This window comes from Shewanella psychropiezotolerans (assembly GCF_007197555.1).
Classification (GTDB): domain Bacteria; phylum Pseudomonadota; class Gammaproteobacteria; order Enterobacterales; family Shewanellaceae; genus Shewanella; species Shewanella psychropiezotolerans.
The window spans coordinates 4,690,642-4,713,391 of the sequence record NZ_CP041614.1; the positions used below are offsets into that span (position 1 = coordinate 4,690,642).

General features: G+C 44.6%; 18 protein-coding genes and 1 pseudogene. 8 read left to right on the forward strand and 11 right to left on the reverse strand.

Going from position 1 to position 22,750, the window contains the following annotated elements:
- Positions 1-14: 14 nt before the first annotated feature.
- Positions 15-704 (reverse strand): phosphate regulon transcriptional regulator PhoB, encoded by a 690-nt coding sequence (gene phoB / locus FM037_RS20600; RefSeq protein WP_144047542.1) that lies wholly within the window; start codon positions 702-704, stop codon positions 15-17.
- Positions 705-897: 193 nt separating this feature from the next.
- Positions 898-1,857 (reverse strand): porin, encoded by a 960-nt coding sequence (locus tag FM037_RS20605; protein WP_144047543.1) that lies wholly within the window; start codon positions 1,855-1,857, stop codon positions 898-900.
- Between the two features lie 292 nt (positions 1,858-2,149).
- Here FM037_RS20605 and rdgC point away from each other — a divergent pair, with 292 nt between their 5' ends.
- Positions 2,150-3,061, forward strand: coding sequence for a recombination-associated protein RdgC (gene rdgC / locus FM037_RS20610; protein ID WP_144047544.1), 912 nt, complete (start codon positions 2,150-2,152; stop codon positions 3,059-3,061).
- 67 nt (positions 3,062-3,128) lie between these two features.
- Here the strand turns inward: rdgC and FM037_RS20615 are convergent, their stop codons facing one another.
- Positions 3,129-4,934, reverse strand: a complete 1,806-nt coding sequence (locus tag FM037_RS20615) for a M61 family metallopeptidase (RefSeq protein ID WP_144047545.1) — start codon at positions 4,932-4,934, stop codon at positions 3,129-3,131.
- A gap of 168 nt (positions 4,935-5,102) precedes the next feature.
- On the opposite strand from FM037_RS20615, the gene FM037_RS20620 reads away from it, so the two are divergent.
- The 5 genes from FM037_RS20620 to FM037_RS20640 all read left to right on the forward strand — a co-directional run bounded on the left by FM037_RS20620 (position 5,103) and on the right by FM037_RS20640 (position 11,835).
- Positions 5,103-7,265 (forward strand): tetratricopeptide repeat protein, encoded by a 2,163-nt coding sequence (locus FM037_RS20620; protein ID WP_144047546.1) that lies wholly within the window; start codon positions 5,103-5,105, stop codon positions 7,263-7,265.
- 134 nt (positions 7,266-7,399) lie between these two features.
- Complete coding sequence (locus FM037_RS20625) at positions 7,400-8,956, forward strand: GGDEF domain-containing protein (RefSeq protein ID WP_144047547.1); 1,557 nt, start codon at positions 7,400-7,402, stop codon at positions 8,954-8,956.
- Positions 8,957-9,058: 102 nt separating this feature from the next.
- Complete coding sequence (ppnN, locus tag FM037_RS20630; RefSeq protein ID WP_144047548.1) at positions 9,059-10,411, forward strand: nucleotide 5'-monophosphate nucleosidase PpnN; 1,353 nt, start codon at positions 9,059-9,061, stop codon at positions 10,409-10,411.
- Between the two features lie 103 nt (positions 10,412-10,514).
- Complete coding sequence (gene xni / locus FM037_RS20635) at positions 10,515-11,288, forward strand: flap endonuclease Xni (protein WP_144047549.1); 774 nt, start codon at positions 10,515-10,517, stop codon at positions 11,286-11,288.
- 160 nt (positions 11,289-11,448) lie between these two features.
- A complete protein-coding gene (locus FM037_RS20640) occupies positions 11,449-11,835 on the forward strand; it encodes a DUF3192 domain-containing protein (RefSeq protein WP_144047550.1) in 387 nt (128 codons plus the stop codon).
- Positions 11,836-12,073: 238 nt separating this feature from the next.
- Here the strand turns inward: FM037_RS20640 and FM037_RS20645 are convergent, their stop codons facing one another.
- The 4 genes from FM037_RS20645 to FM037_RS20660 form a co-directional block, all read right to left on the reverse strand.
- Complete coding sequence (locus FM037_RS20645) at positions 12,074-12,820, reverse strand: SDR family oxidoreductase (protein WP_144047551.1); 747 nt, start codon at positions 12,818-12,820, stop codon at positions 12,074-12,076.
- A 344-nt stretch (positions 12,821-13,164) separates the two neighbouring features.
- The gene (locus tag FM037_RS20650) at positions 13,165-13,500 is read right to left on the reverse strand and encodes a methyltransferase family protein (RefSeq protein ID WP_229380957.1); all 336 of its coding nucleotides are present in this window, start codon (positions 13,498-13,500) and stop codon (positions 13,165-13,167) included.
- Positions 13,501-13,593: 93 nt separating this feature from the next.
- Positions 13,594-14,256, reverse strand: a complete 663-nt coding sequence (locus tag FM037_RS20655) for a MarC family protein (RefSeq protein WP_144047552.1) — start codon at positions 14,254-14,256, stop codon at positions 13,594-13,596.
- Between the two features lie 254 nt (positions 14,257-14,510).
- Entirely contained in the window at positions 14,511-17,318 is a 2,808-nt protein-coding gene (locus tag FM037_RS20660) for an alpha/beta hydrolase family protein (RefSeq protein ID WP_185976874.1), read from the reverse strand.
- A gap of 578 nt (positions 17,319-17,896) precedes the next feature.
- Here FM037_RS20660 and FM037_RS20665 point away from each other — a divergent pair.
- The gene (locus FM037_RS20665) at positions 17,897-18,904 is read left to right on the forward strand and encodes an isocitrate dehydrogenase (RefSeq protein WP_144047554.1); all 1,008 of its coding nucleotides are present in this window, start codon (positions 17,897-17,899) and stop codon (positions 18,902-18,904) included.
- A 61-nt stretch (positions 18,905-18,965) separates the two neighbouring features.
- Here FM037_RS20665 and rlmM read toward each other — a convergent pair whose 3' ends face one another.
- From rlmM to FM037_RS20685, 4 genes and pseudogenes are all read right to left on the reverse strand, one after another.
- Positions 18,966-20,048 (reverse strand): 23S rRNA (cytidine(2498)-2'-O)-methyltransferase RlmM, encoded by a 1,083-nt coding sequence (gene rlmM, locus FM037_RS20670; RefSeq protein WP_144047555.1) that lies wholly within the window; start codon positions 20,046-20,048, stop codon positions 18,966-18,968.
- Positions 20,049-20,248: 200 nt separating this feature from the next.
- Positions 20,249-20,637: pseudogene (locus tag FM037_RS20675) on the reverse strand (DUF423 domain-containing protein).
- Entirely contained in the window at positions 20,630-21,367 is a 738-nt protein-coding gene (locus FM037_RS20680; RefSeq protein WP_144047556.1) for an alpha/beta fold hydrolase, read from the reverse strand. The pseudogene FM037_RS20675 and the gene FM037_RS20680 overlap by 8 nt, the downstream one beginning before the upstream one ends.
- Positions 21,348-22,259 (reverse strand): transcriptional regulator GcvA, encoded by a 912-nt coding sequence (locus tag FM037_RS20685; RefSeq protein ID WP_144047557.1) that lies wholly within the window; start codon positions 22,257-22,259, stop codon positions 21,348-21,350. The genes FM037_RS20680 and FM037_RS20685 overlap by 20 nt, the downstream gene beginning before the upstream one ends.
- Positions 22,260-22,441: 182 nt before the next feature.
- Here FM037_RS20685 and FM037_RS20690 point away from each other — a divergent pair, with 182 nt between their 5' ends.
- Positions 22,442-22,669 carry a hypothetical protein gene (locus tag FM037_RS20690; protein ID WP_144047558.1) on the forward strand — a complete coding sequence of 76 codons (228 nt, stop codon included), beginning with the start codon at positions 22,442-22,444 and terminating at the stop codon, positions 22,667-22,669.
- The last annotated feature ends 81 nt before the right edge of the window (positions 22,670-22,750 follow it).

Below are 22,750 nucleotides of genomic sequence, written 5' to 3' on the forward strand. Positions count from 1 at the left end.
GCTTTCAAGCTAAGTTACAGTCTCGTTGAGAATCGGTAACCGGCACCACGAACCGTTTGAATCAGACGATCGTGTTCAGATGGCTCAATCGCCTTTCGTAAGCGCCTGATATGCACATCGACCGTTCTGTCTTCAACATAGACATTGGTGCCCCAAACATTATCGAGTAACTGCTCACGACTGTAAACCCGCTCAGGATGAGTCATAAAGAAATGCAGTAACCTGAATTCTGTCGGCCCCATATCCAATACCAGATCCCCTACGGTCACTCTGTGACTGACAGGGTCTAACATAAGCCCCTGAACATCGATAGGCTCTTCTGAACTGGTAGGAGAGCTGCGGCGCATCACTGCCTTGATTCTAGCCACTAACTCTTTCGGAGAGAATGGCTTAGTGATGTAGTCGTCGGCGCCCACTTCCAGGCCGCGCACCTTATCTTCCTCTTCACCACGCGCCGTGAGCATGATAATAGGGATCTGACGAGTAAACTCATCCTGGCGCAGACGCTTTGCAAGTTGGATCCCGCTACCGCCTGGAAACATCCAGTCTAATAAAATAAGATCGGGATACGGCTCCGATATCATGTCTAGTGCGGAATCGAAATCTTCCGCCGATGTTGTGGTAAAACCATGTTGCTCTAGAACAAATGTCAGCATCTCTCGGATAGCCAACTCATCTTCAACAATTAATATCTTAGCAGTCATATGCAATCTTCTGTCAGTGAATGTTCGCGCTTCTATTATTGGTCAGTTTTATTACAAAATTATGATCGGCTAGGCATATATTGTCATAAAGTGCAGATTATTGTCATAAAACTTATATCAAAGGGTAAAAGTACAGCATAAAAAAAGGAGGCCTAAGCCTCCTTATTCTCGCTTTGTTCTTTAATCAGAACAGTTAGAACTTATGTTCGATACCAAGACCTAGGAACTTGTCATCGTTTTCAACGTTTTCGTATGAACGATTAGTATAGAAAGCAATAAGCTTAGTCGGCTTACCTAGCTTGTAATCGGCGCCCACTGTCCATGAATCACCCTTGTTTTCCATGTCCTGATACTGAGTTTTAAGTACCACAGCATCGATAGTGTAAGACGCGCTTAAAAGGTAACCTGTGTAGCTGTCTCCATCGAAAGGATTAACGACATCATTATCATCGTATTCATAAACCTTCTCTTCCTGTTGATACATGGCGCCAAGCTTAAATCCAGCAATCTTGCCTTGAACCGTTGCACGAGCAACTTGGTAGCCCTTAACGTCTGAATCATAGGCGATAGAAGCATAGATAGGTGACTTCTTAAGACCCTTGTCACCATACATGGCAGCCAAACTGTATCCATCTTGCTCTAACTGGTCACTGTCACCACTTGCCGCATAAGTCACACCAAACTTAAAACCACTGAAAGAAGGCGTGATATACGTGGCGGTCTGGGCCAGGCGGTTTTCACCCTTAAATAGGTTCTTGATATCGCCAGACATATCGTTAAACAGGTCGACTTTACCTTGGGACTGCTTAAGCTGGGTATCGTTACGACCCACAGCTATTGAACCAAAACCGCCTCTGAGACCCACAAATTGGTTACGGGCCTTGAAATTCTCTTTGTCATCATCACCGGTATCAACTTCATACTCGATTGTATAAAACGCCTCTAATGAACTGCTAAGCTCGAACGCCCCCTTCACACCAAAACGTGACGCGTTACTTTGAATCGTAGTCTCTGAATCACCGTTAACATCATTAGACTGAGCCGTGATGTTCAACTTACCGTAGACAGTGAGAGGATCTGCCGCATGTGCAGAAGCTAGAGTGGCGGTAGCAAGCGCAGAAGCTAGTAAAGTTTTACAAAAAACGTTCATCATTTAATCCTTTCGACGTATCTGTTCGTCTGGGTTATTGGTTTGGACGGCCAGAAGTTTGCAATGTTTCTGTTGCAGTTTTATTTCAATCTAGATCAATTTTCATAAAAAACCAGTAACCAAGAGAAAAAATAAAAACAAACCCCATATACATCAAGGGATACAGAGCAACAAAACCGAATATGACAGTTTTATGAATTATCCTGAACCTTGCCATATTCATAAGTACTTTCGGGTTTACCAGAGAGTGACAATGTCTTACACTGCGGCTTCATTTTTTGATTGAGCGCCTATTATGTGGTTTAAGAACCTGACTGTTTATCGTTTTAATAAACCTTTCTCTGTTGACACTGAGGCTCTTGAAAAGTCATTGGAAGACTTCACTTTCTCTCCATGCTCAAGTCAAGACATCAGCAAATTCGGTTTCTCTAATGCTCTGGGGAAACAGGGGCAAACTCTGGTTCACAGTGCCAGTAACAGACACCTAATCTGTGCAACTAAAGAAGAAAAAATCCTTCCTTCACAAGTGGTTAAAGAAGCCTTAGAAGATAAAGTCGCTCAAATCGAAGCCGAAGAAGATCGCAAACTCGCTAAGAAAGAGAAAGACGCATTAAAAGACGAAATAATCATCACCTTATTGCCGCGCGCCTTCTCAAGACGTAGTCAAATTCGCGCCCTGATCATCCCTGAGATTGAGATGATCTTGGTCGACAGTTCGAGCGCAGCTAAGTCCGAAGAGTTTTTGGCTTTGTTACGTAAAGCTATGGGCTCTTTGCCGATCATCCCTCTGAGTTTTAAGGCGCCTATCGAGAGTCAATTAACCGATTGGGTTAAGACTAACTCGACGCCTGCACCTTTCGAGATGCAAGATGAAGCTGAATTTAAGTCAGACTCAGATGAAGGTGGCATTGTCCGTTTCAAACAACAAGACTTGACCGAAGCCGAAGTGCTAGCCCATATCGAAGTGGGTAAGCAAGTTCATAAACTGGCGCTGCATTTCGGCGAATCGATTGCTTTCTTATTGCAATCAGATGCTGGCATCAAGCGCCTCAAGTTCTCTGAAGAGTTCAGAGCCGGCAATGATGAAGTGGGTACCGAAGATCCTATGGCCAGACTCGACGCCGATTTCGCCTTGATGGGTAGCGAGCTTATCGCCTTAATGAACTCACTGGTAGACGTCTTAGGTGGACTGGAAGAGAGTATCTAATACCTTAACCCGTTACAAAAAACCGCTAACAACTTCTGTTTTTAGCGGTTTTTTAATGGAAATCAGTTTAACTATCCGATTTTAATTCGCCATTATTATCGAACGGCCAATCGATACCTAACCAGGCTTTAAAGAAGGCTTTCTGACCTCGACTTGGCTTATCCACACTCAACAGCTTCAGCTTATCACTCTGCTGCTCACCCAGTTTCAGCGTCACCTGTTTGAGACGGTCATCGCTAAACAGGCTCACTACAATCTCAGCTCCCGGCTTAAAGTCTTTGATTCTGGAATCAAAACCTTTGCTGGTAACCTTCAGTCCATTGATGGCTACAATTTCATCCCCAAGCACGATGCCCGCATTCCAGGCGGGTCCATTACGCAAGACTTCCGCAAGTTTAAGTGAGTCACCGCTCAACTTAATTCCGACATAGGCCGTGGCTTTCGAGTCATCCCCATAACCAGGCTTTAAGCCGGCATTTTCTAGCAAGGAGGGAAAATCCAAGCTCATAGGTGAATTAACATGGGTCTGCCACCATGTTTGATAATCTTTACCCGACAGATCTTTTAAGATCTGTTTAACATCAGAAACTGAATAACCCGCTGGGATCTTATGCTGATTGTAGAGCGCTTTATGAACGTCACGATATGAATGAGCAAGATCTGTGTCATTGAGCAGTGAAAAATCCAGGGCCAAAGAAGCGAGGTAGCCTTCAGAGTAGATGTTAGCACTGTGGTTAACCGCATAATCTCCACCCGTGCTCGCCCATTTGCCGACGCTCGCTTCTTGCACCGACTGAACTTCACGCCCCGGCGTCCTCTCACTCTGGGCAATTCGCTTGGCTAAGTCTTCAAAAAATTCTTTAGCCGTGATCACCCCAGCTCTGAGTAACAACTGGCTTTGAAAATAGCTTGTCGAACCTTCGGCAATCCATAACAGTTCAGATATATTTTCTTTCTGGTAGTCGTAGGGCACCAAACCTTGAGGCCTGTAAGCCTTCACATTCCAGGTATGAATAAACTCATGGGAAGCGGTTTTAATGAAGCCTAAATAGTCTTCACGCTCTCGATAACTGAAACGAGGACGCTGAATCACAGTCGAGTTCAGATGCTCAGTTGCACCTCGGGCACCACTGGTGGCATGCACCATGTAGACATAACGCTCAAAAGGGTAGCCATCCCAGATAGCCCTTGCCTGACCACTAAGCTTGGTCAGATCGGTAACCATCTGTTCAATGTCATAGTTGCCCTCTCCCCACACGACCAATTCATAATCCCGGCCATCGGCGGAGAACCCTCTGTGATGACTAATTCCCGTCTCTATCGGAGAGTCCACCAACACATCATAATTGCTCGCCTCAAACGAATGAGGCTTTCCTCCAGGCTCCATACCTGAATAACTATTCCATTCATCTGGCACGACTAATTCGACCTTGATCTTCTGGTCCTTAAAATCAGGGCTATATACCAAGGTACCACTGGCATCCAAGAAAGCATGAGTTGCATCTATATGCCCAATCCTTTGACCTAATTGATTAGCATATAGCTGATAAGTCACAGTGACCGACGTTGGCTGTTCAAGCTCAACCGTCCACTCACCACTGGCACTTCGCGTATAGGGCAAGACCTTTCCCGACTCATCTTGCGCACTAAAATAGCGAATACCATCGGCTAAGGGTAAGACCTGATACTTGCCTGTTCGCCACACTGGAAGATTGATTTTCAGCTCTGTGGTTGCAGACTCTGGAAATCCCACCTCAACCTTAGCCAGATGATGCTGAGAGTCAGTGAGATCTATGCGATAGCTGACCTCAGCGAAAATTGATGAGGAAAAAAATGCACTTAAAGTTAAAATCAATGGGACTGCTGGTTTCACTCTTGATTCCTTCTGTTATGATTGTTATTTATTTTTATAATAAGATCGAGAGTATATCTCTATTTCGCAGACTCGGCATCACTAAAACCTATGCCTCTACGAGTCGATTTTGAGACAATACAATGACTGACCGAACGTCCCTTTAAGAGGGCAAGGTATCTGCTTCTTATGCGTTTTTTTTTTGTATCTGTGATTTTTTTGCTACTTTTAGCCGCACCTTCGACTTACGCTCAAGATCATATCGCCCTTGAAATTAAGTTAAAAGAATCGCCTGTCGAGCTGTTACAAGAATTACAAGCCTCAATCACCTTACCCATATCTGCCACTAGTCTCTCTGTTTTTGAACGAGTAGCCAGCGACCAAGGTTACCGAGTCGATGAGCTAAAATATAAACTGCAGCTGCTCACACGACTCTATCTCAGCACCTATGTGAAAGAGAAAGATAAATATCGTAAAACCGAGGCATTATTGTCGCTGCTGGAGATCATAGGAACCACAGCCTACGATGAAAGCTACCTACAAATGTTAAAAGGTAGATACATAGCCAGGAGTCAACATGATTACCAACAAGCACTGCCCCATTATGACCAAGCACTCAGCCTGATAGAGAGTGAGCAAGATCTGCAAGCCCAGCTATTAAAACAGCTCATCCATTATCATCTTGGCAGCTTACATCGTATCTTGCATCAGGATAAACTGGCGCTAATTCACCTAAAACTGTATAGAGACACGACCTATCAGCTTAGGACCGATTACCTGATTGCCCACGCAGAGTCCGCTTTAGGCGACTTCTATAATAAACGGGATCAGTTATCTTTAGCATTACAACATTACAGCGAAGCACTTAGACTCTCGAACCGTCAGGATAAACCTTTTCTCAAGGCTAATTTACAACTACAGCTGGCAAGGGTATATCGGGACCTAGAGTCTTGGGATGAAGCCACCCAATACGCCCATGATGCAGATGAAGGCTTTAAGGCACTTAATATGAATCGGTTACGTTCTCATTGCATGACAGTGATGGCTATGGTTCATGCCAATCAAAACAACTGGAATCAGGCTATCGATTACTATCTCAATGCCCAACAGCTCGATTACAAAGATCAAAATGTGATTGCTCAAGCATTAAATTATCATAATTTAGGCGAGGCCTATTTCAATAACGGCAACACCAAAACGTCTTTTGAATTTCTGTTTAAGTCCAATGCCATTTTTCTTGCCAGAAAGAGTAACCATTATCTTGTTTTTAATGACCTCTTGATTGCCCAAGTTGCCGTTGCCAATAAAGATTGGCTACTGGCGAAAAAACATAGCACCTTAGCCTTACACAATGCAGAGAATCTTAAGCTCAAAGATGAACAGATAGAAGCATTACAATATCAGTCTCAGGCATATAGAAACCTTAAACAGAGTGACAAGGCCCTTGCGACACTGGATAAGCTCATCGCCCTTAACTTATCCACGCCAGAGACACTAGATACTCCCACCGACTACACTTCATCGGTACTTGCCGAGCAAAAATTAAAGCTTGAAGTACATAAGCTTCAAGGCGAAAGAAGTGTACTCAGCACCCAGTTAACACGTTCGAGACTACTCTTGATCACCGCGGTGATTTTGGTGTGCTTAGTATCACTCATTGGAGTGAATCAATGGCGAAGAAAAAGCGTATTAGCAGTTAGCTTATTAGAGGCTAGAGGCAAAAGCGTTATCGAGCCAGTGAGTGGTTTACCAGGCTATAAAGGCTTCATCGAAGAGCTTGAGTCACAAAATAAAGACACTCCTCATGCCATAGCCTTAGTTTCACTGACGGGTCAATTAAACGCAGATATCAATCAAGGTTTTCAGTGCAATAACAACATGAATAAAATTCAGCTCCAAGCTCTGGCTCACAGTTTAGCAGGGAAGGTATACCTTATTCGGCCTGGATTATTTATTCTGTCTCTGAGAGAGCCTGTCACAGCCAATGAGTTATTGCAAAAGTCCCGTAACGCCATTGATAAAGATTATGGTGACACCTCTATCCATATAGGCATGCTGCCTCTTCCTCTGCTGATGGATCCCGACATTAAATTGTCTGCCGAGGTTCATTTTGGTGCAGTACAGATGACGCTAGCGGCCGCACTGAGTCTGGGGCAGGACACTGATTACTATGTTTCCATTAAAGCATTGAACTTTGCTCCAGCGGCTATCTTTGCAACACCGCTATATTTACACTTGGAAAAGGGCATAATGCGTGGGTTACTGAAGGTCGATACCAATGGTGACAAGAAAAAAATTCTATGGCCCAGGTGGAAAAGCCATGAACATCTGGATATAACAGAATTAGCCTAATCAAGATGATTAATAATCGCGCTAGACTAAAATGAGGTTTGCACTCCAAAGGGATTGCTATAACATTAGAAGTACAAATTTACATTTGAAATAATTTTTTCATTTTTTTGCCTTGAAGAAGTAGGACACGGTTAATGAAGGATTCGATGGCAAACACATCTCAGCTCAGTTTATTAAAGCAAAAACTTCATTCGGCTAGAGCCGCACTCGATAGTATGAACGAAGACAGAAATGATAAATTGAGGACACTAGTACAGTTTATTGGTCATCTGAGTCTTGCCTGCAAGGGACAAAGTCTTGAGCTCGATAATAAACTGGCTAAATTAAGACATCATTTTACTGATTTCGAGACAGTCGAAGAATCGCTACCTGAATTAGTTGAGGTTGAGCAGCTTCTTAAGCAACAATATAACCATGTCATGGTTCAACTCGAAGACAGTAGAGCCAGCTTATCCCGGGTCATCAGGCAGATACAGCGAGTCCAATCTGTTCCCGAAAAGGTCAAGAAAGAGATCAGTTACTTCAAGAAAGATCTCGCCAAGCCTTTCCATACTTTCTGGGACTATATCCCTAAAGTCGAAAAACTGGTTGGCTTTTATGAAAGCATATTGGAAGAGCAGCTGGCACAGGGTGATAAACTCGTCGTGCTCCCCAAGCATCGTCAACTGGCTCATGAACTCGCTCAAATGATCTCCGAGATCGAATTTCGCAAAGATCAGCGGGATCGAATACTCGTGCTCAAAGAGGTGCTTTCTAACGATATTGAAATAGACAGCCTCATCGATGCCTATCAGACAGTGCTTTCTCTGCTACTGGATAATATCGCAAGAGAGAAATCTGCTTCTCAGGAATTTCTCTATGCCTTAAACGATGCCCTGTCTGCAGTGAGAGAAGTGGTAAGTGACTCTTACAACAATAATCAACGCAGCTCTCAACTAAAAAAGCAGCTCAATCGTGAAATTAATACCCGCGTCGATAACGTAGGTGAAGCCATCATAGATATCGATGACATTCATAGATTAAAGTCTCAAGTCACAGAACAGCTAGCCTCGATTCGATCGGCTCTTGGACGCAAAGAGGCTCTCGAGGAGCGCGAACAAGCCTTACTTCGTAAATCTATGGAAGCCATGCGTAAAGAGCTTAACCAGCTAGGTAAGGAAGCCAATACCTTTAAAGAACGGCTATTTGAACAGCAGAAACTCAACTTACTCGATACCTTGACCCAGCTGCCTAACAGGGCCGCCCTCGAAGAGAGAATGGAACAGGAATATCGTAATTATCAACGTCATAAACAACCACTCTGGGTCGCAGTGGCCGATATTGATCACTTTAAAATAATTAACGATAGTTTTGGCCACAGTACGGGTGATAAAACCCTCCAGGTCATCGCCATGGCATTGAAAAATTCACTGCGTGATACTGAGTTTGTCGCCCGCTATGGTGGTGAAGAATTTGTGCTGATTATTCCTGATGTAAACTCCACTGATATTGAACAACTTTTGAACAGAGTGAGGGAGAAAGTAAAAAGTATTCCTTTTAAGTTTAAAAATCAGAGGATTACAGTTACAGTGTCTATAGGTGCTGCACAGATTATTAATAATGAGCTCATCAATGAAACCTTTGATAGAGCCGACGCAGCACTGTATCGAGCAAAACATGAAAGTAGAGACAGAGTGATCATTGACGTGTAGCCTATACCCGTAAGACTCTTAGATATCTTGATAGGCTGGCATCGTATGTAACGATGCCATAAATGCACATCATTGAACTCCAGTCACAGCGAAGGAGTTACTATGATTGTAAAGGTCAGCCCTAAAGGAAGCATGGATCAGCTTTCACAATTGGAAGTCGATCGTCTAAAACAAAGCGCAAAAAGCGAACTATATCAACTTTATCGTAACTGTTCATTGGCCGTTCTCGCATCAGGCCTACAGAGCGATAATGCCGAAAACCTGTTCGAACAATTCAATGATTTCAACATTAATGTTCTACGTCGAGAGCGCGGAATTAAGATTGAATTGACCAACCCTCCGGAAGCCGCCTTTGTCGACGGAAAAATAATCAGAGGCCTTCAGGAGCATCTATTTGCCGTGCTCAGAGATATCGTCTACGTCAGCAATAAATACGATAATCTCAAGCATATCAACCTGACCAACTCTAGCCATATCACCAACGTCGTTTTCGATATTTTACGTAATGGCCAGGTTATTCCACTGGAAGACCCCAACGTTGTCGTGTGCTGGGGTGGGCACAGCATTAATGCCATCGAGTTCCAGTACACTCGCGAAGTGGGCTATGAGCTTGGCTTAAGAGAGATGAACATATGTACCGGCTGTGGTCCAGGCGCCATGGAAGGCCCCATGAAAGGAGCAACGATAGGTCACGCAAAGCAGCGCATATCACAAGCAAGATATGTGGGACTCACAGAGCCCAGCATCATCGCCGCCGAACCTCCTAATCAGATTGTCAACGAGTTGGTGATCCTTCCCGATATAGAGAAGCGTTTAGAAGCCTTCGTCCGCTTAGGTCACGGCATCGTTATTTTTCCTGGCGGAGCAGGCACCGCCGAAGAATTGCTCTATCTACTCGGTATTTTACTCAATAAAGAAAACGAAGGCATGCCCTTCCCCTTGGTACTAACTGGCCCTAAAGAAAGTGCCGATTACTTTATCAAGATCGATGAGTTTATCGGGGCAACCTTAGGAGAAGAAGCCCAGAGTAAATACGAAATAGTCATCGATGACCCAGTGCAAGTCGCCAGAATTATGAGCCATGGTATGGATGTCGTCAAAGATCATAGAAAAAATACAGGCGACTCCTATCAATATAACTGGTCACTGAAAATTGAGCCCGAATTTCAGCTGCCTTTCAACCCCACTCATGAGATGATGAGCAATCTCAACCTGTATTTTCAGGATAACAAGGCGGAACTTGCCGCGAATTTACGCAGAGCGTTTTCAGGCATAGTCGCTGGCAATGTGAAGATGGAAACCATCAAGAGTGTTAAACAACATGGACCCTTCGAAATAAAGGGCGACCCTAAGCTTATGGCTATGATGGATACTCTCCTAAGCGCTTTCGTAAAACAACAGAGAATGAAGTTACCTGGTAGTGAATATGTTCCCTGCTACAAGATAGATAATTAAGCATAACCAAACGTGTAAAAGTCTGAGTTATAGCCAAGCAAGCCGGTAGTAATACGGCTTGCTTGGCTTGCTTTACCTAACAACCAAACGATAAAAACAATAGATGAACACTTTTTTAATTATTGATGGCTTAAACTTAGTCCGTCGCATCCATGCAGCGCAGCCCAATGAGAACGATACTAACGGACTCGATAACCGGGTGGCCTCAGCCTGCAAGAAGTTACTCAAATTCCACCAACCAAGCCATGCGGCGATAGTCTGGGACGGAAACGAGATCTCATGGCGAAAACACCTGTTCGAAGACTATAAAAAAGGGCGAAAACCAATGCCCAAGGCATTGTCTGAGTACTTGCCAAGTTTAAAGCTGCATCTTGCTAAAATACATGTTAACTCCCTGGATGCTAACTCCGAGGCTGACGATGTCATTGCCACCCTAGCAAGCAAACTCGCCGCCAGTGGTGGTGAGGCCATCATAGTATCGACGGATAAAGGCTTCACTCAGCTCAATCACCCTAAGATAAAAAGATGGGACCACTTTAACAAGGCCTATCTGACAGTAGAAGAACGCGAGCAGAAACTGGGGGTTCAACACTCGCAGTTTATCGATTATCTCGCCTTAGCCGGGGACAGCGGTAATAAGATACCAGGCGTTCCGGGTATCGGCCCGAAATCAGCCATTGAGCTATTAAAAATATTTCGCTCTCTTGCCAATATCTATTTGTCTATCGATGAAGTGGGGGCTAAACAGGCAAAGAAGCTCGAAGAGGGTAAACAGATGGCCAGACTTAGCTATAAACTGGTCCAACTGCAGACTGATATGCCATTAAAGGCCAATCTAAGCCAATTTAGATTGCCACAAGAAGCTGTAAGCAGCTAGGTCCACATCGGTTAGATTAGAAAAGAATACACAAAGTTGTAAACATTAAGTTACCTTCTTGTTGTTTACCTAGTAGCGTGAAGTGAGTATCTTATAGAGCTTCATAGGTATAATGTACCTATGTCATCCCGTTATTATGTATCAAGGACCCAGCTCGCAGATGAAATCTAAAGTTCCAGTCATTATCGGCTCTATTTTTGCTGCCTACACCGCCTTTGTCGCTGTCGTGGTACTCGTGTATGAACCGACCCCAGATGAGATGCACTGGGAAGACAGACAGGTTTACAACAATGCAAAATTAGCCGATATCACTATAGGCCAGAGCTTATCAGACATTAAACTATTAATGGGTAAGGCTGATTTTTCGGAAGCTAAAGTGACAGACGATGTTGCATTGCAGGTGCTCTTTTATCGAACTCATCATGCTCAATCCGATGGGGTAACCACCAGAGACGAGTGCACTCCGCTATTATTTAAGGATCAGAAACTGATCGCTTGGGGATCTGATACTTACGATCAATACCTTGCAGCAACCATAGGCGGCTAAACGCTAGTAATAAAAATGATAATCAACAGGCTAGCCATTAACTTTGCTCACTAGCTAGCCTGATTGAATTTACCCTGTACCTAAAGAAGCTTAATCTTTCAATAACACCTCTTGCCGCAACGCTTCTCTCCTAATTTCTGCTTCACGTCGTAGCGATGCAAAAATCATATCGAAAAAGCAGTTAACAAGGGTTAGAGATCTGCGGGATTAAGCTTAGAAGTCAAAATGGTAAATTAGCTCATCTACCACCGGCAAGATCCATAAAGGTGCCGGTCACATAGGAAGCTTCATCTGATAGTAACCAGGCAATGGCAGCCGCCACCTCCTCTGGCTCCCCACCTCTGCCCATTGGGATCATAGGCGCGAGGCGTTTCACTCTATCGGGCTCGCCCCCATCGGCGTGCATACCGGTATTGATAAAGCCTGGCCTGACACAATTAACCCGAATGCTATCATTTGCCACCTCAACCGACAGACCTCTAGTCAAGGTATCGACGGCGCCTTTAGACGCCGCATAATCGACATACTCGCCCGGAGCACCGATTCTAGATGCCGCCGAGGAGACATTCACGATCGCACCACCATATCCTCCAGCAGAAATAGACATGCGTCTCACCGCTTCGCGGCAACAGAGGAAATAACTGGTGACATTATTAGTCAGTATTTTGTTAATCCGTTCTGCCGTCATATCAACTACTTTCATCTGCGGCATCAAAATGCCGGCATTATTGACTAGGGCTGTGATCTTACCCAGCTCTCGATCCAGTGTGTTGAACAGCTCAACAACCTCACGCTCAATGGATACATCCGCCTGCAGTGCCAAAGCTTCGCAACCTTTAGCCTGTAATTCAGCTACCAAGTGTTCAGCAGCCAGTTTATTTTGTTTGTAGTTAACCCCGATAGCATATCCATGATTCGCCAGATATCTTGCTGTCTCTGCGCCGATTCCGCGCCCACCGCCTGTGATCAGTGCTACTTTTTTCATTGCTGTCCTCCCGGGTTAACTTAGATTAGTGAAGTGATAGAAGCTAAAGCTAGCAAGTTAAACTAATGATTAAATTGATACTTAAAAGACCTTCTGATAATGCTCAACCTCAGGAAAAGGCTCATAGAAATTATTGCAACTTCCAGTATCATGTTTAATCCCCTTGTACACTAACTCACTGACTGATTTAATTAAAAGACTTGAGGCCAAGTTCAACTATAGCCAACGCCTGACGCGACTTCGATATGCTAGGTATTCATCACCAAATTTTTCAGTCAGATAAGCTTCTTCCGGTCGAATAGCCAGGTAATAGACAGATATACATGCCGGGATCACACTCAGCATTAACCAGATATGGCTGAAAAACAGGCCTCCCCCAAAGGAATAGTACAAAATGCCAGGTAAATAGGATTACGGGAGTAAGCGTAGATACCCGTGGAGATAATCCTAGAAGTGGGCTTCCAGGGCTCGATATTGGTTTTGACCCGCTTAAAAAGCGTCGCTAAATGCAATAAAACCATGAGTCCAAATATGCTTAATGCCACACCTGTGTATGCTAATGCCACAGGAAAATGGATAGCTATGGGATAACTAAAGCCTAACCCTAGCCCACAAAACATAAAGAAGATAAACACCACAGGAGGCGGTATGCGTACCCCTGCACCTTTAGCATCATCCATCACTAATATCCTTATTTTGGCTCAACTTATCAATTTACCGGATGAACCTAACTCTCATTGACGACTGAAGTTAAGCTCATATTGCCAAGACTGTTAGATACCAAAGGCGCCTTTAATGCCCTCTATCGCCATCTGTGTTCCTATGACGGCGAGAATAAGGCCCATCATTCGGGTGATAGCACCGAGTGCTGCATTGCCTAAATAGCTAACCAGCTTTCCACCTGAGATAAAGAAACCGTAGGTGACAAGGCAAAGAACACCAAAGGCCCCTATGGTGATCAACATTTCCTCTATGCCCCCTCCCGCCGAAAAGCTCATGGCTGTGGCTATAGTTCCTGGTCCAGCTAAGATCGGCAGAGCCAGTGGGGATACCGCTATGCTCAGAGCAGCCTCACGTGCCTTAGCCTTATCACTAGCATTTTGTTTACTCTCACGTAATTGTTGATTATCCGGGTGATGCACGCTGGAATTATTTCCCTGCAGCATATGAAAACCAATCAAGAAAACCAGTAAGCCCCCCGTTATCCTAAATGCAGATAGCGATATTCCAAACAGGGTAAAAATATACTGACCAGCGAGTGAGAATAAGGTAATGATGATAAAAGCCAATAGCAGGGCCCTAAATGCGATGGCTTTCGTGGTTTGCTCATCTTCTTCCGAGGTTAATCCTAAAAATATTGGCACATTCGCAATAGGATTCATGATGGCGAAAAAACCCATAAACACAGTCCCCATGTGCAACCAAAGTCCATCCATATTGTTCTTTCCTTAAAGCAGAGATAAATGAGTATATTCTTGGGGTGGATTATATTTCGTCAGCCCATATAGATAACATCAGCGGGAAATAATCACAAACACTAAAAACTTAGGAGCATCCTATCCCTAATATCAGAAACTAGATTAAAATCTGAACATTGGGAAGAAATATGCAGGCTGATAGCTCAGGCCCTTATAACAGAAAGCCGAGTCTATACTCGGCTTTCTGTTATTGACTGAACTTAAGATTATGACTAGTCCGCTTTCTTATACTCGATATAAGCTTCACCTTGGGTCAACCAAGTCGGAGCAGGTGTTCCCTTAAGATAATGATCGAAATACTCCATCATGCGGATGCTGTAATCCAGCTTATTAGGATACTTCTTCAGATGATGTGGCTCATCTTGGTATTGTAGGAAGACCACATCTTTACCGGCGCGACGCATCGCTAAATAGAGCTCGATACCTTGCTCCCAAGGCACTGCATCATCTTTATCACCAAACATGATCATCATAGGTGTCTCGATGCGCTCGGCGTAGAAAACTGGTGAGTTCTCGATGTACTTCTGCGGCGCGCGAAATAGGCTCTCGCCGATACGGCTCTGGCCCGTTTCATACTGGAACTGACGCGCTAAACCACTGCCCAAACGTATACCGCTATAGGCGCTGGTCATATTTGAAACGGGAGCTCCGGAGACGGCGGCCTTGAAGATGTGAGTCTGAGTCACCGCAAATGCCGTTTGATAACCGCCCCATGAATGGCCTTGAATACCTATGGCATCGGGATCAGCAACGCCCATCTCGATGATCTTCTGCACACCCGACGTTAATGCCTGAACAGATGTTGCTCCAGGATAGCCAACTTCGAATCTGATATCAGGCAGAAAGATGGCGTAGCCATTATCGGCATACCAGGCAAAGTTAGGCCTATGATTGATCTTCATCTGTGGGAAAGCGTGCAACCTGTCACTCATGAAACGATAGAAATACACCAACACTGGGTAGCGCTGACCTTCGACATAGTTAGTTGGCTTAATTAGCACACCGTCCAGAGGCTGACCATCGCCATTAGTCCAATGGACTAACTCAGACTTTCCCCAATTAAACTGACGTTTCTGCGCATCAAAGTCAGTCTGCTTGTTGGCTTTTTGCGGCGTTAAATACTCGGCTGTATAAAGATCTGGAAACAGGTCATAGCGCTCTTTGGAGAAGACTATAGTTTCTGTATTTTTACTGCGTGTCAGCGTCTTTAGTTTGTAATCCCCCTCCATCAGGGTTTTAACACCTGCAACCCCTATGGTCGAAAGATAATACCCGTCACCTTTGGTTCTCTCGCTATAACCATGAAGTAAGACTTGCTGATCTATGGCTAGCACATCGGGATGATTCTTATCGTCGACTAAACCAGTAACCCGATATTGAATACCTTGCTTACGCCCTTTACCTGCTGTCAGCTTAAATGCCTCATGTGACTGAGTATTCACCTGCCAGATGTCGTACTTATCGTATACCAGGAAACCTGCATCATCTTTCAACCAAGGGCCGAAACCATATCCCGGTGCATTCGATGGATAGTCATGATCTTCATCGGCGAATGACACCTTCAAGTCTTTAGTCAGATTAGTGCGTCTATCTTCCGAGATTTGATACAGGTAAACATGACCTTGCTGAAAGTAAGTCACATAACGCTCGTTTGGCGAAAGAATGGGGTCTTCGCTGCTCGGCTGTTGAGTTAACACTAAACTCTTACGTCCGGTATTAAGATCGATAAGATAATAATCCCGGTAAAAACCGGCCCAAGTGATCATCTTACGATAGGGAATGTCGGAGCTTGCTAACACGAAACGAGTCTGTTCCTCTAACTCAACATCCGGCACAGTTTCATCGGCCAGCTGGACTAAGTTGTTGCTATTAAGGTGCAGTACCGCCAGATAAGTGCGCTTCTGCTCCTTCTCGTATTGTTTAACCTCATTAGGCTTAATGCGCGCATCGTCACCGTGCCATATTCGTAGCTTTCGCTGACCCGTGACGATTGACTCATCGAACAAGTCTTCTTGCTTCTCAATTGTCGCGAGCGCTAACTGCTGACTCACGTGAGGCACACGTCCAAAGAACAGACGTTGACTATCTTCGGAAAATCTCAACTTAGTATAACGGTTAAGCTTCCACTGTTTCGATGTCGGCGCGGCTTTAACCTCAGAGGTTTCTATATTAAACAGTGATAAGTTATATGAACGCCCATATGGCTCAACATCCGCTGCGCCATGAGTAAAGCCAATATATTCCCCATCGTCACTGAGTGATACATGGCCAATTTGTTGATTATTATATTGGCGCACTATCACTCTGGTATTGTTACTAAGCTTAAACAGGACTAACTGATGAACCTTAGCCTTAGTATTATTGCTGGCTACTATCAGGTGCTTGCCACTCTTATCGAAATAGTAGTCGGTGACATGAGCCACTTTATGGCTAGTGCCATTTTTCAGTACCACAAGCTCAAATGGTGAGCCCTTGTCGAACTTATCGACTTCGACTTCTTCACTCTTATCGTCGTCTGCCGATTCTTCTTTATCTTTCTTGTCTGATTTATCTTCTTTTGCCTCGAACCAGATAGCCAAATGACTAGCAGATTCGTTAAATTCAAACTTTTTCACTCGCTCAAAACGCGTCTCTTTACCCGTTTGAGTATCGAGTAACACCATGGCGGGTTTTAGCTTTTTCTTTTCTTGCTTCGATGCTTTCTCAAGTTCAAGCAGAGGTGTCTTCACACTAAAAGCAACAAAACGGCCATCAGCGCTAACCTTGGGCTTAGAGCCACCATCGACACTGAATGTTTTTGTCGACGTTAAACTCTTCACCAAACCATGACTGTCGCCACGATCGGGACAGATCTCAACGGCCAGTGTGGTCCCCGAATCAGAAAGCACGGGCTTCTTCAGTGATTCAAAGTGCATGATGTCATTGGGTGTTATCGCCGGATGCGCCGCCATGGCATAACCACCAGCGGTCAGTAAGCTCGTCGATAGGAATAGCAAGGATGCAATTGGTAGTGACTTCAAGGTCTTCCTCATTTTTCTTATTGTGTTAACTTTTTTTAGGTTTTGATTGGTTTTTTATTATATTTTTTACTGAAGATACTAGGGCCTGTTGACCTTTCATGGTTGTTTTTGCAGCGAGTTGTTGATTATTAATACAAGGCGGAGCTTGTGTCGTGTAGTTGCTCTACATAAACAAGCGATAACGCAGTAGAAATAGTCAACAAACGCTGCCCTGCGGGCTCATCTCAATGGCCTTATTGCCGCGTTACGTGCTTTTCGCTTAACACATTAGGCATCATCGCACGATGCCTTGCACTAAACCCATTGAAATTGAGCAAAATTCAAGCTAGAAAGATAAACAGGCCCTAGACTAAAGTCGTCTTTTTTAACCTTTAACGATCAATCATCGTCACAAGCTATATTTAATGCAAGTTACACTACATAAAAAAACGTGAGATTGCTCACTATTTTCTGTGAAAAATGTATAAAAGTGTTTAAAATAAAGATGTGAACAATAAGAAATAATTCCTAGTCGTAGCCTCCCTGTTTAAAGTGGGGTTAGACAGTAGCAGTAACGACCAACCGTGGAAGGATTCTCCATGTCAAAAAGAATGATAACCGTGATCCCTGGTGATGGGATTGGACCTAGTATTATCGACGCAGCAATTAAGATCCTCGATAAAGCAGGTTGTGATTTCGAATACGAATTTACCGATGCGGGTTTAACTGCACTAGAAAAGCATGGGGAACTACTACCTCAGCGCACTCTCGATATGATTGAGAAAAACAAGATCACCCTTAAAGGTCCATTAACGACCCCAGTTGGTGAAGGTTTTACCTCAATCAATGTGACCTTGCGTAAGAAGTTTTGTCTTTACGCCAACATACGACCAGTCGTGTCTTTTAAAGGTACGCAAGCGCGTTATGAAAACATTGACATCATCACAGTACGTGAAAATACCGAAGGCATGTATTCGGGTCTAGGCCAGACACTTTCTGAAGATGGTTCAACTGCTGAAGCGACCAGTATCATCACGCGTAAGGGTGCGGAACAGATCACAACATTTGCTTACGAGCTAGCGCGTAAAGAAAATCGCAAGAAAGTGACCATAGTTCATAAAGCTAACATCATGAAGTCAACTTCGGGTCTATTCCTGAAAGTCGCTCGTGAAGTGAGCCTACGTTACCCCGACATCACCACAGAAGAGATGATCGTCGATGCAACCTGTATGAAGCTGGTCATGAACCCGGAAATCTTCGACGTTATCGTTACCACTAACTTATTCGGTGACATTCTGTCAGATCTTTGTGCAGGTCTGGTTGGCGGCTTGGGCATGGCTCCGGGTGCTAATATAGGTAAAGATGCGGCTATTTTTGAGGCTGTACATGGTAGCGCACCGGATATTGCTGGTAAGAACTTAGCTAACCCAACCTCGGTTATCTTGGCTTCTATCCAGATGCTTGAATATTTGGGCATGGCAGACAAAGCTGAAAATATTCGTGCAGCAGTATCTGCGGTTATCGCCGAAGGCGACCGCACCACACGTGATTTAGGTGGTACTCATGGTACGACTGATTTCACTCAAGCTGTGATAGACCGTCTGTAAAAAGACTCGAGTTCCTAGGTTCTAGAACCTAGGAACTTATTTCCCTAGTGCCTTCTCTGACCTAGAAACCTTTAGTAGGATTTAACCTCAGGTGTACAGTCACCTCATCACGATCGTGATAGAGATGCTTACAAGAAAGCTCAAACTCCTTGACGTCATTTTCCTTTAAGATCTCAGTCATGGTCTTAAGAATAGTCGAAACATCTTTATATCTGCTCTTCATCGGCAGTTTAAGGTTGAAGATAGCTTCTTTAAACCAACCATTGATCGCCCAAGCTTCGATAAGCTCGGCTACCCGTGACGGCTTCTCAATCATGTCACACACCAGCCAATAAATGTTCTTTCTCGGTGGCTCGAAACGAAAGCCATCGGCTTGATAATGTTTAACTTGACCAGTATCCATTAACCCTTGATCCATTGCCCCGTTATCAACGGCCGCCACAAACATGCCACGACGCACCAGTTGATAGGTCCAACCACCAGGGCAAGCCCCCAAGTCAACCGTATACAGGCCACTGGTTAAGCGTGTCTCATGCTCATCTTTAGGGATAAAGTGAATAAAGGCTTCGTCCAATTTCAGCGTTGAACGGCTAGGCGCGTCCGCTGCCATCTTGAGTCTGGGGATGCCGCAAGCATAGGGCGAGCTATTATTACTCAACGAAAATCCAACATAAGCCGTTCCCGGAGCCACGAAACAGACGTGAATAATAGGACGTTTAGGGTTTTCTTTTTCGAGCAAGATGCCCGCTTTTTTTAATTTTTGCCTTAAGGGTACGGTAAACTTACGACAGAAAGTCGACAGCTCTTTCGCTTCGTTGGTATCAGGCGTCTCAACCCTTAACTCACCCGCATAGCTGATTTTTGACAAGGCTTCGAGGATGGGTGAGATTCTGTCTTGTTCCGGTAGGTTCTTCAACAACTCAGCTGCCGCAAACATCTGCCTGGCAAAGATCAAAGAGTCTAATTTGATCTTCTGCACCAAAATATCAGCATCACCAGCATTAAAGCACTGAAAAATCACGTAGGCATCATTCTTATTGGTTTTTACGAAACCACCAATGTCGAGCGCTGCGGCGCGGTGTTGTATCTCTGCAGCACAATCTTTCTCATAGCCTGCACGACAAAACAAAAATAGGTTAATCATCTACATTCCTGAAGCTAACCAATACTGACTTTTCAATATTGATTTTTGCGAATATTAAGTCGACACGAATATTAAATCGGCATGTTTAAACAAAAACGGCGACCATATTCATAATGGCCGCCATTCTACACTGTCTAAGTTATTCGGCCAACTCTGACGCCAGAGCAGCACACCAAAGTTAGGCTTGCTCTAATCATGGTCTAATCGTTGAGTTCGACCACTCTGTTACGCCACACTGCCAATGCGATGAATAACCAGCCCAAGAGTAAACAGAAGCCGCCAATAGGCGTTATCGGTCCGGTCCATTTAGCACCCAGTATTGCATAGGCATACAGAGAGCCCGAGAACAGCACTATGCCCCCATAAACAAATAACCCGCCCAATCGATCAACCTAGACGGTAGCCAATGTCCCGCAAAGGCCACGGCGATCAAGGCAAAGGTATGGTAAAACTGGTATTCCACCCCTAAGTTAAAGATAGCAATCATCTCTGGCGTGGCGATCTGTTTTAAACCGTGCGCACCAAAGGCGCCGAAAGCCACCGACATGAAGCCGCTCAACGCCGCCAATAATAGAAACCCTTTACGCATCTAGCCCCCTGATAAAATTGATACTATGAGAAATTGCAGCATTAATGTTAGCTTCTTGGGTGCTGCCTGACGACTTTCTTGGCTTAAAACTATGATCGCCGTCGGTTAACCAATGTAATCTGACTTTCTCCATCACAGACCAGAGTTCAACTTGCCCTTTCCCGCCAAACTTATCTCTCTCGCCCTGAATCACGCACAGAGGCGCCTGACACTCTTCGATGGGTGCAAGCCTCGGCTCACCGCCTTTGAGTGCGATAAAGGGGTACCCCAGACAGATCACACCATCAACTGGCGTATCGGCCGCAAGAATGGCCGCCATGCGTCCCCCCATAGATTTCCCCATCAAGATAATTCGCTTAGGGGAGTACTCTCGTTTGATGGCTTTGATGTGAATATTAAAATCTTTGAGTATCTTGGGCGCGCGATCCGGTGGACGACGCTTACCGTCCAAGACATTGGCTCGCATATAGGGAAAGTTGAATCTCAATACACCTATGCCATGCTCGGCACCTTTATCCAAGAGTCCTCTCGCCATCTCTTGCATAAAGTCACTGTGCATATTAGCGCCGGCGCCATGAGTAAAAATGATCAAGGTCTCATTGGGAGTCCCATCGAGCATACACTCACTCTCTAGCAAGTCCTCAGTTTCTAAAGGGACTTTAATCAGAAAACATTTACTCTCTACGGCCACTTCATCTTCGAGGGTCTTATTAACCTGGGAGCAGTTCACTGCGAGACTCCTCTTCAAACATATCCAACATCCACTCACGAAAAGCCGCGATCTTGCCAATCTCGGCATGGTTCTGCTGACAAACTAAATAATATGCATTTTTGCTGACCAAAACTTCGGGGAAAGGACACACTAACCTGCCTGCCTTAATATCGGGACGAGCCAGTACGCTGTACCCTAAGGCCACACCTTGTCCATGAGCCGCAGCTTGCAAGACCAGAGAAGAATGACTAAACATCGGCCCTTGGTTCACATTAATATCATTAATCCCGCATTGTCTAAACCAAGCTTGCCAATCATGACGGTTGGTATCATGCAGTAAGGTATGATGTTTAAGGTCACTTGGCTTATCTAATGGCTTAGAACCGTTTAATAAAAGAGGAGAACAAACCGGGATCAACACCTCATTTTTGAGCTTATCGGCGCGTAATCCAGCCCAATTCCCCTGCCCATAAAAAATGGCAACGTCGACATCATCAGAGAGCGCGGCAGCGTCATCATCCACAGCCTTAATTCTGACATCGATATCTGGATTGTTCTCGCTAAATTTGGCCAACCTTGGCACTAACCATTGAATGGCAAAACTTGGCGACATGCTCACTGTGAGCGAGCCTATGGCACTTCTTGCCAACAACCTATCGGTCGCATCGGCAAGTTGAACGAAGATATCTTTAATGTCGAGAAAATAGCCCTGACCTTCTTCCGTTAACAATAAAGAACGGTTCTTCCGGCGAAATAATTTTAGGCTTAAAAACTCTTCCAGCGCCTTAATTTGATGACTCACTGCAGCTTGGGTCACAAACAATTCTTCTGCGGCGCGAGTAAAGCTGAGATGCCTAGCTGCGGCCTCAAATGCTTTCACCGCGTTCAATGGAGGTAAGCGTCTTGACATAGTGATCAGGATCTCATTTTTTAATTAGTTTTTCTAATCCGTATTGTTACATTTTATCGTTTGTAAAGGAATGCGTTTTTGGTTAAATTTCGCACCAATAAAATGACTATAGTTAGACAGCCTCTACGACGTAACTGGGGAGTGTCTGACAACACGAATGACCCGCCCGGAGGCGTCTTAATATGATAAATCTTAAAACTGTTTTTGTACTCGCTCTTCTTACAACTGCTACGAGTGTCAGTGCCGATGAATTCGCCATAGACACAATCGATCTTCACGCAACTATAGCCACAGATCTTGCTGAGGGCATGGAGATGATGCAGCAAAACCTGAATGAAGACATGACCAGTATGCTAATAGCCACAGATCAAGCAGCTGAAGCCACTGCGAATGTAACGCGTTCCGAGTAACACTTTTAAACCAAGCCAGGCATGAACTCTCTAGGTTCTAGAAGCCGCATAGCTTACTTCCAGCTAATGCGGCTTTTTTGT

Excerpts from the sequence above, each read along its gene's own strand:
- phoB (WP_144047542.1), bottom strand. The coding sequence starts at position 704 with ATGACTGCTAAGATATTAATTGTTGAAGATGAGTTGGCTATCCGAGAG.
- FM037_RS20605 (WP_144047543.1), bottom strand. The coding sequence starts at position 1,857 with ATGATGAACGTTTTTTGTAAAACTTTACTAGCTTCTGCGCTTGCTACC.
- rdgC (WP_144047544.1), top strand. The coding sequence starts at position 2,150 with ATGTGGTTTAAGAACCTGACTGTTTATCGTTTTAATAAACCTTTCTCT.
- FM037_RS20620 (WP_144047546.1), top strand. The coding sequence starts at position 5,103 with ATGCGTTTTTTTTTTGTATCTGTGATTTTTTTGCTACTTTTAGCCGCA.
- FM037_RS20625 (WP_144047547.1), top strand. The coding sequence starts at position 7,400 with ATGAAGGATTCGATGGCAAACACATCTCAGCTCAGTTTATTAAAGCAA.
- ppnN (WP_144047548.1), top strand. The coding sequence starts at position 9,059 with ATGATTGTAAAGGTCAGCCCTAAAGGAAGCATGGATCAGCTTTCACAA.
- xni (WP_144047549.1), top strand. The coding sequence starts at position 10,515 with ATGAACACTTTTTTAATTATTGATGGCTTAAACTTAGTCCGTCGCATC.
- FM037_RS20640 (WP_144047550.1), top strand. The coding sequence starts at position 11,449 with ATGAAATCTAAAGTTCCAGTCATTATCGGCTCTATTTTTGCTGCCTAC.
- FM037_RS20645 (WP_144047551.1), bottom strand. The coding sequence starts at position 12,820 with ATGAAAAAAGTAGCACTGATCACAGGCGGTGGGCGCGGAATCGGCGCA.
- FM037_RS20650 (WP_229380957.1), bottom strand. The coding sequence starts at position 13,500 with ATGGATGATGCTAAAGGTGCAGGGGTACGCATACCGCCTCCTGTGGTG.
- FM037_RS20655 (WP_144047552.1), bottom strand. The coding sequence starts at position 14,256 with ATGGATGGACTTTGGTTGCACATGGGGACTGTGTTTATGGGTTTTTTC.
- FM037_RS20665 (WP_144047554.1), top strand. The coding sequence starts at position 17,897 with ATGTCAAAAAGAATGATAACCGTGATCCCTGGTGATGGGATTGGACCT.
- rlmM (WP_144047555.1), bottom strand. The coding sequence starts at position 20,048 with ATGATTAACCTATTTTTGTTTTGTCGTGCAGGCTATGAGAAAGATTGT.
- FM037_RS20685 (WP_144047557.1), bottom strand. The coding sequence starts at position 22,259 with ATGTCAAGACGCTTACCTCCATTGAACGCGGTGAAAGCATTTGAGGCC.
- FM037_RS20690 (WP_144047558.1), top strand. The coding sequence starts at position 22,442 with ATGATAAATCTTAAAACTGTTTTTGTACTCGCTCTTCTTACAACTGCT.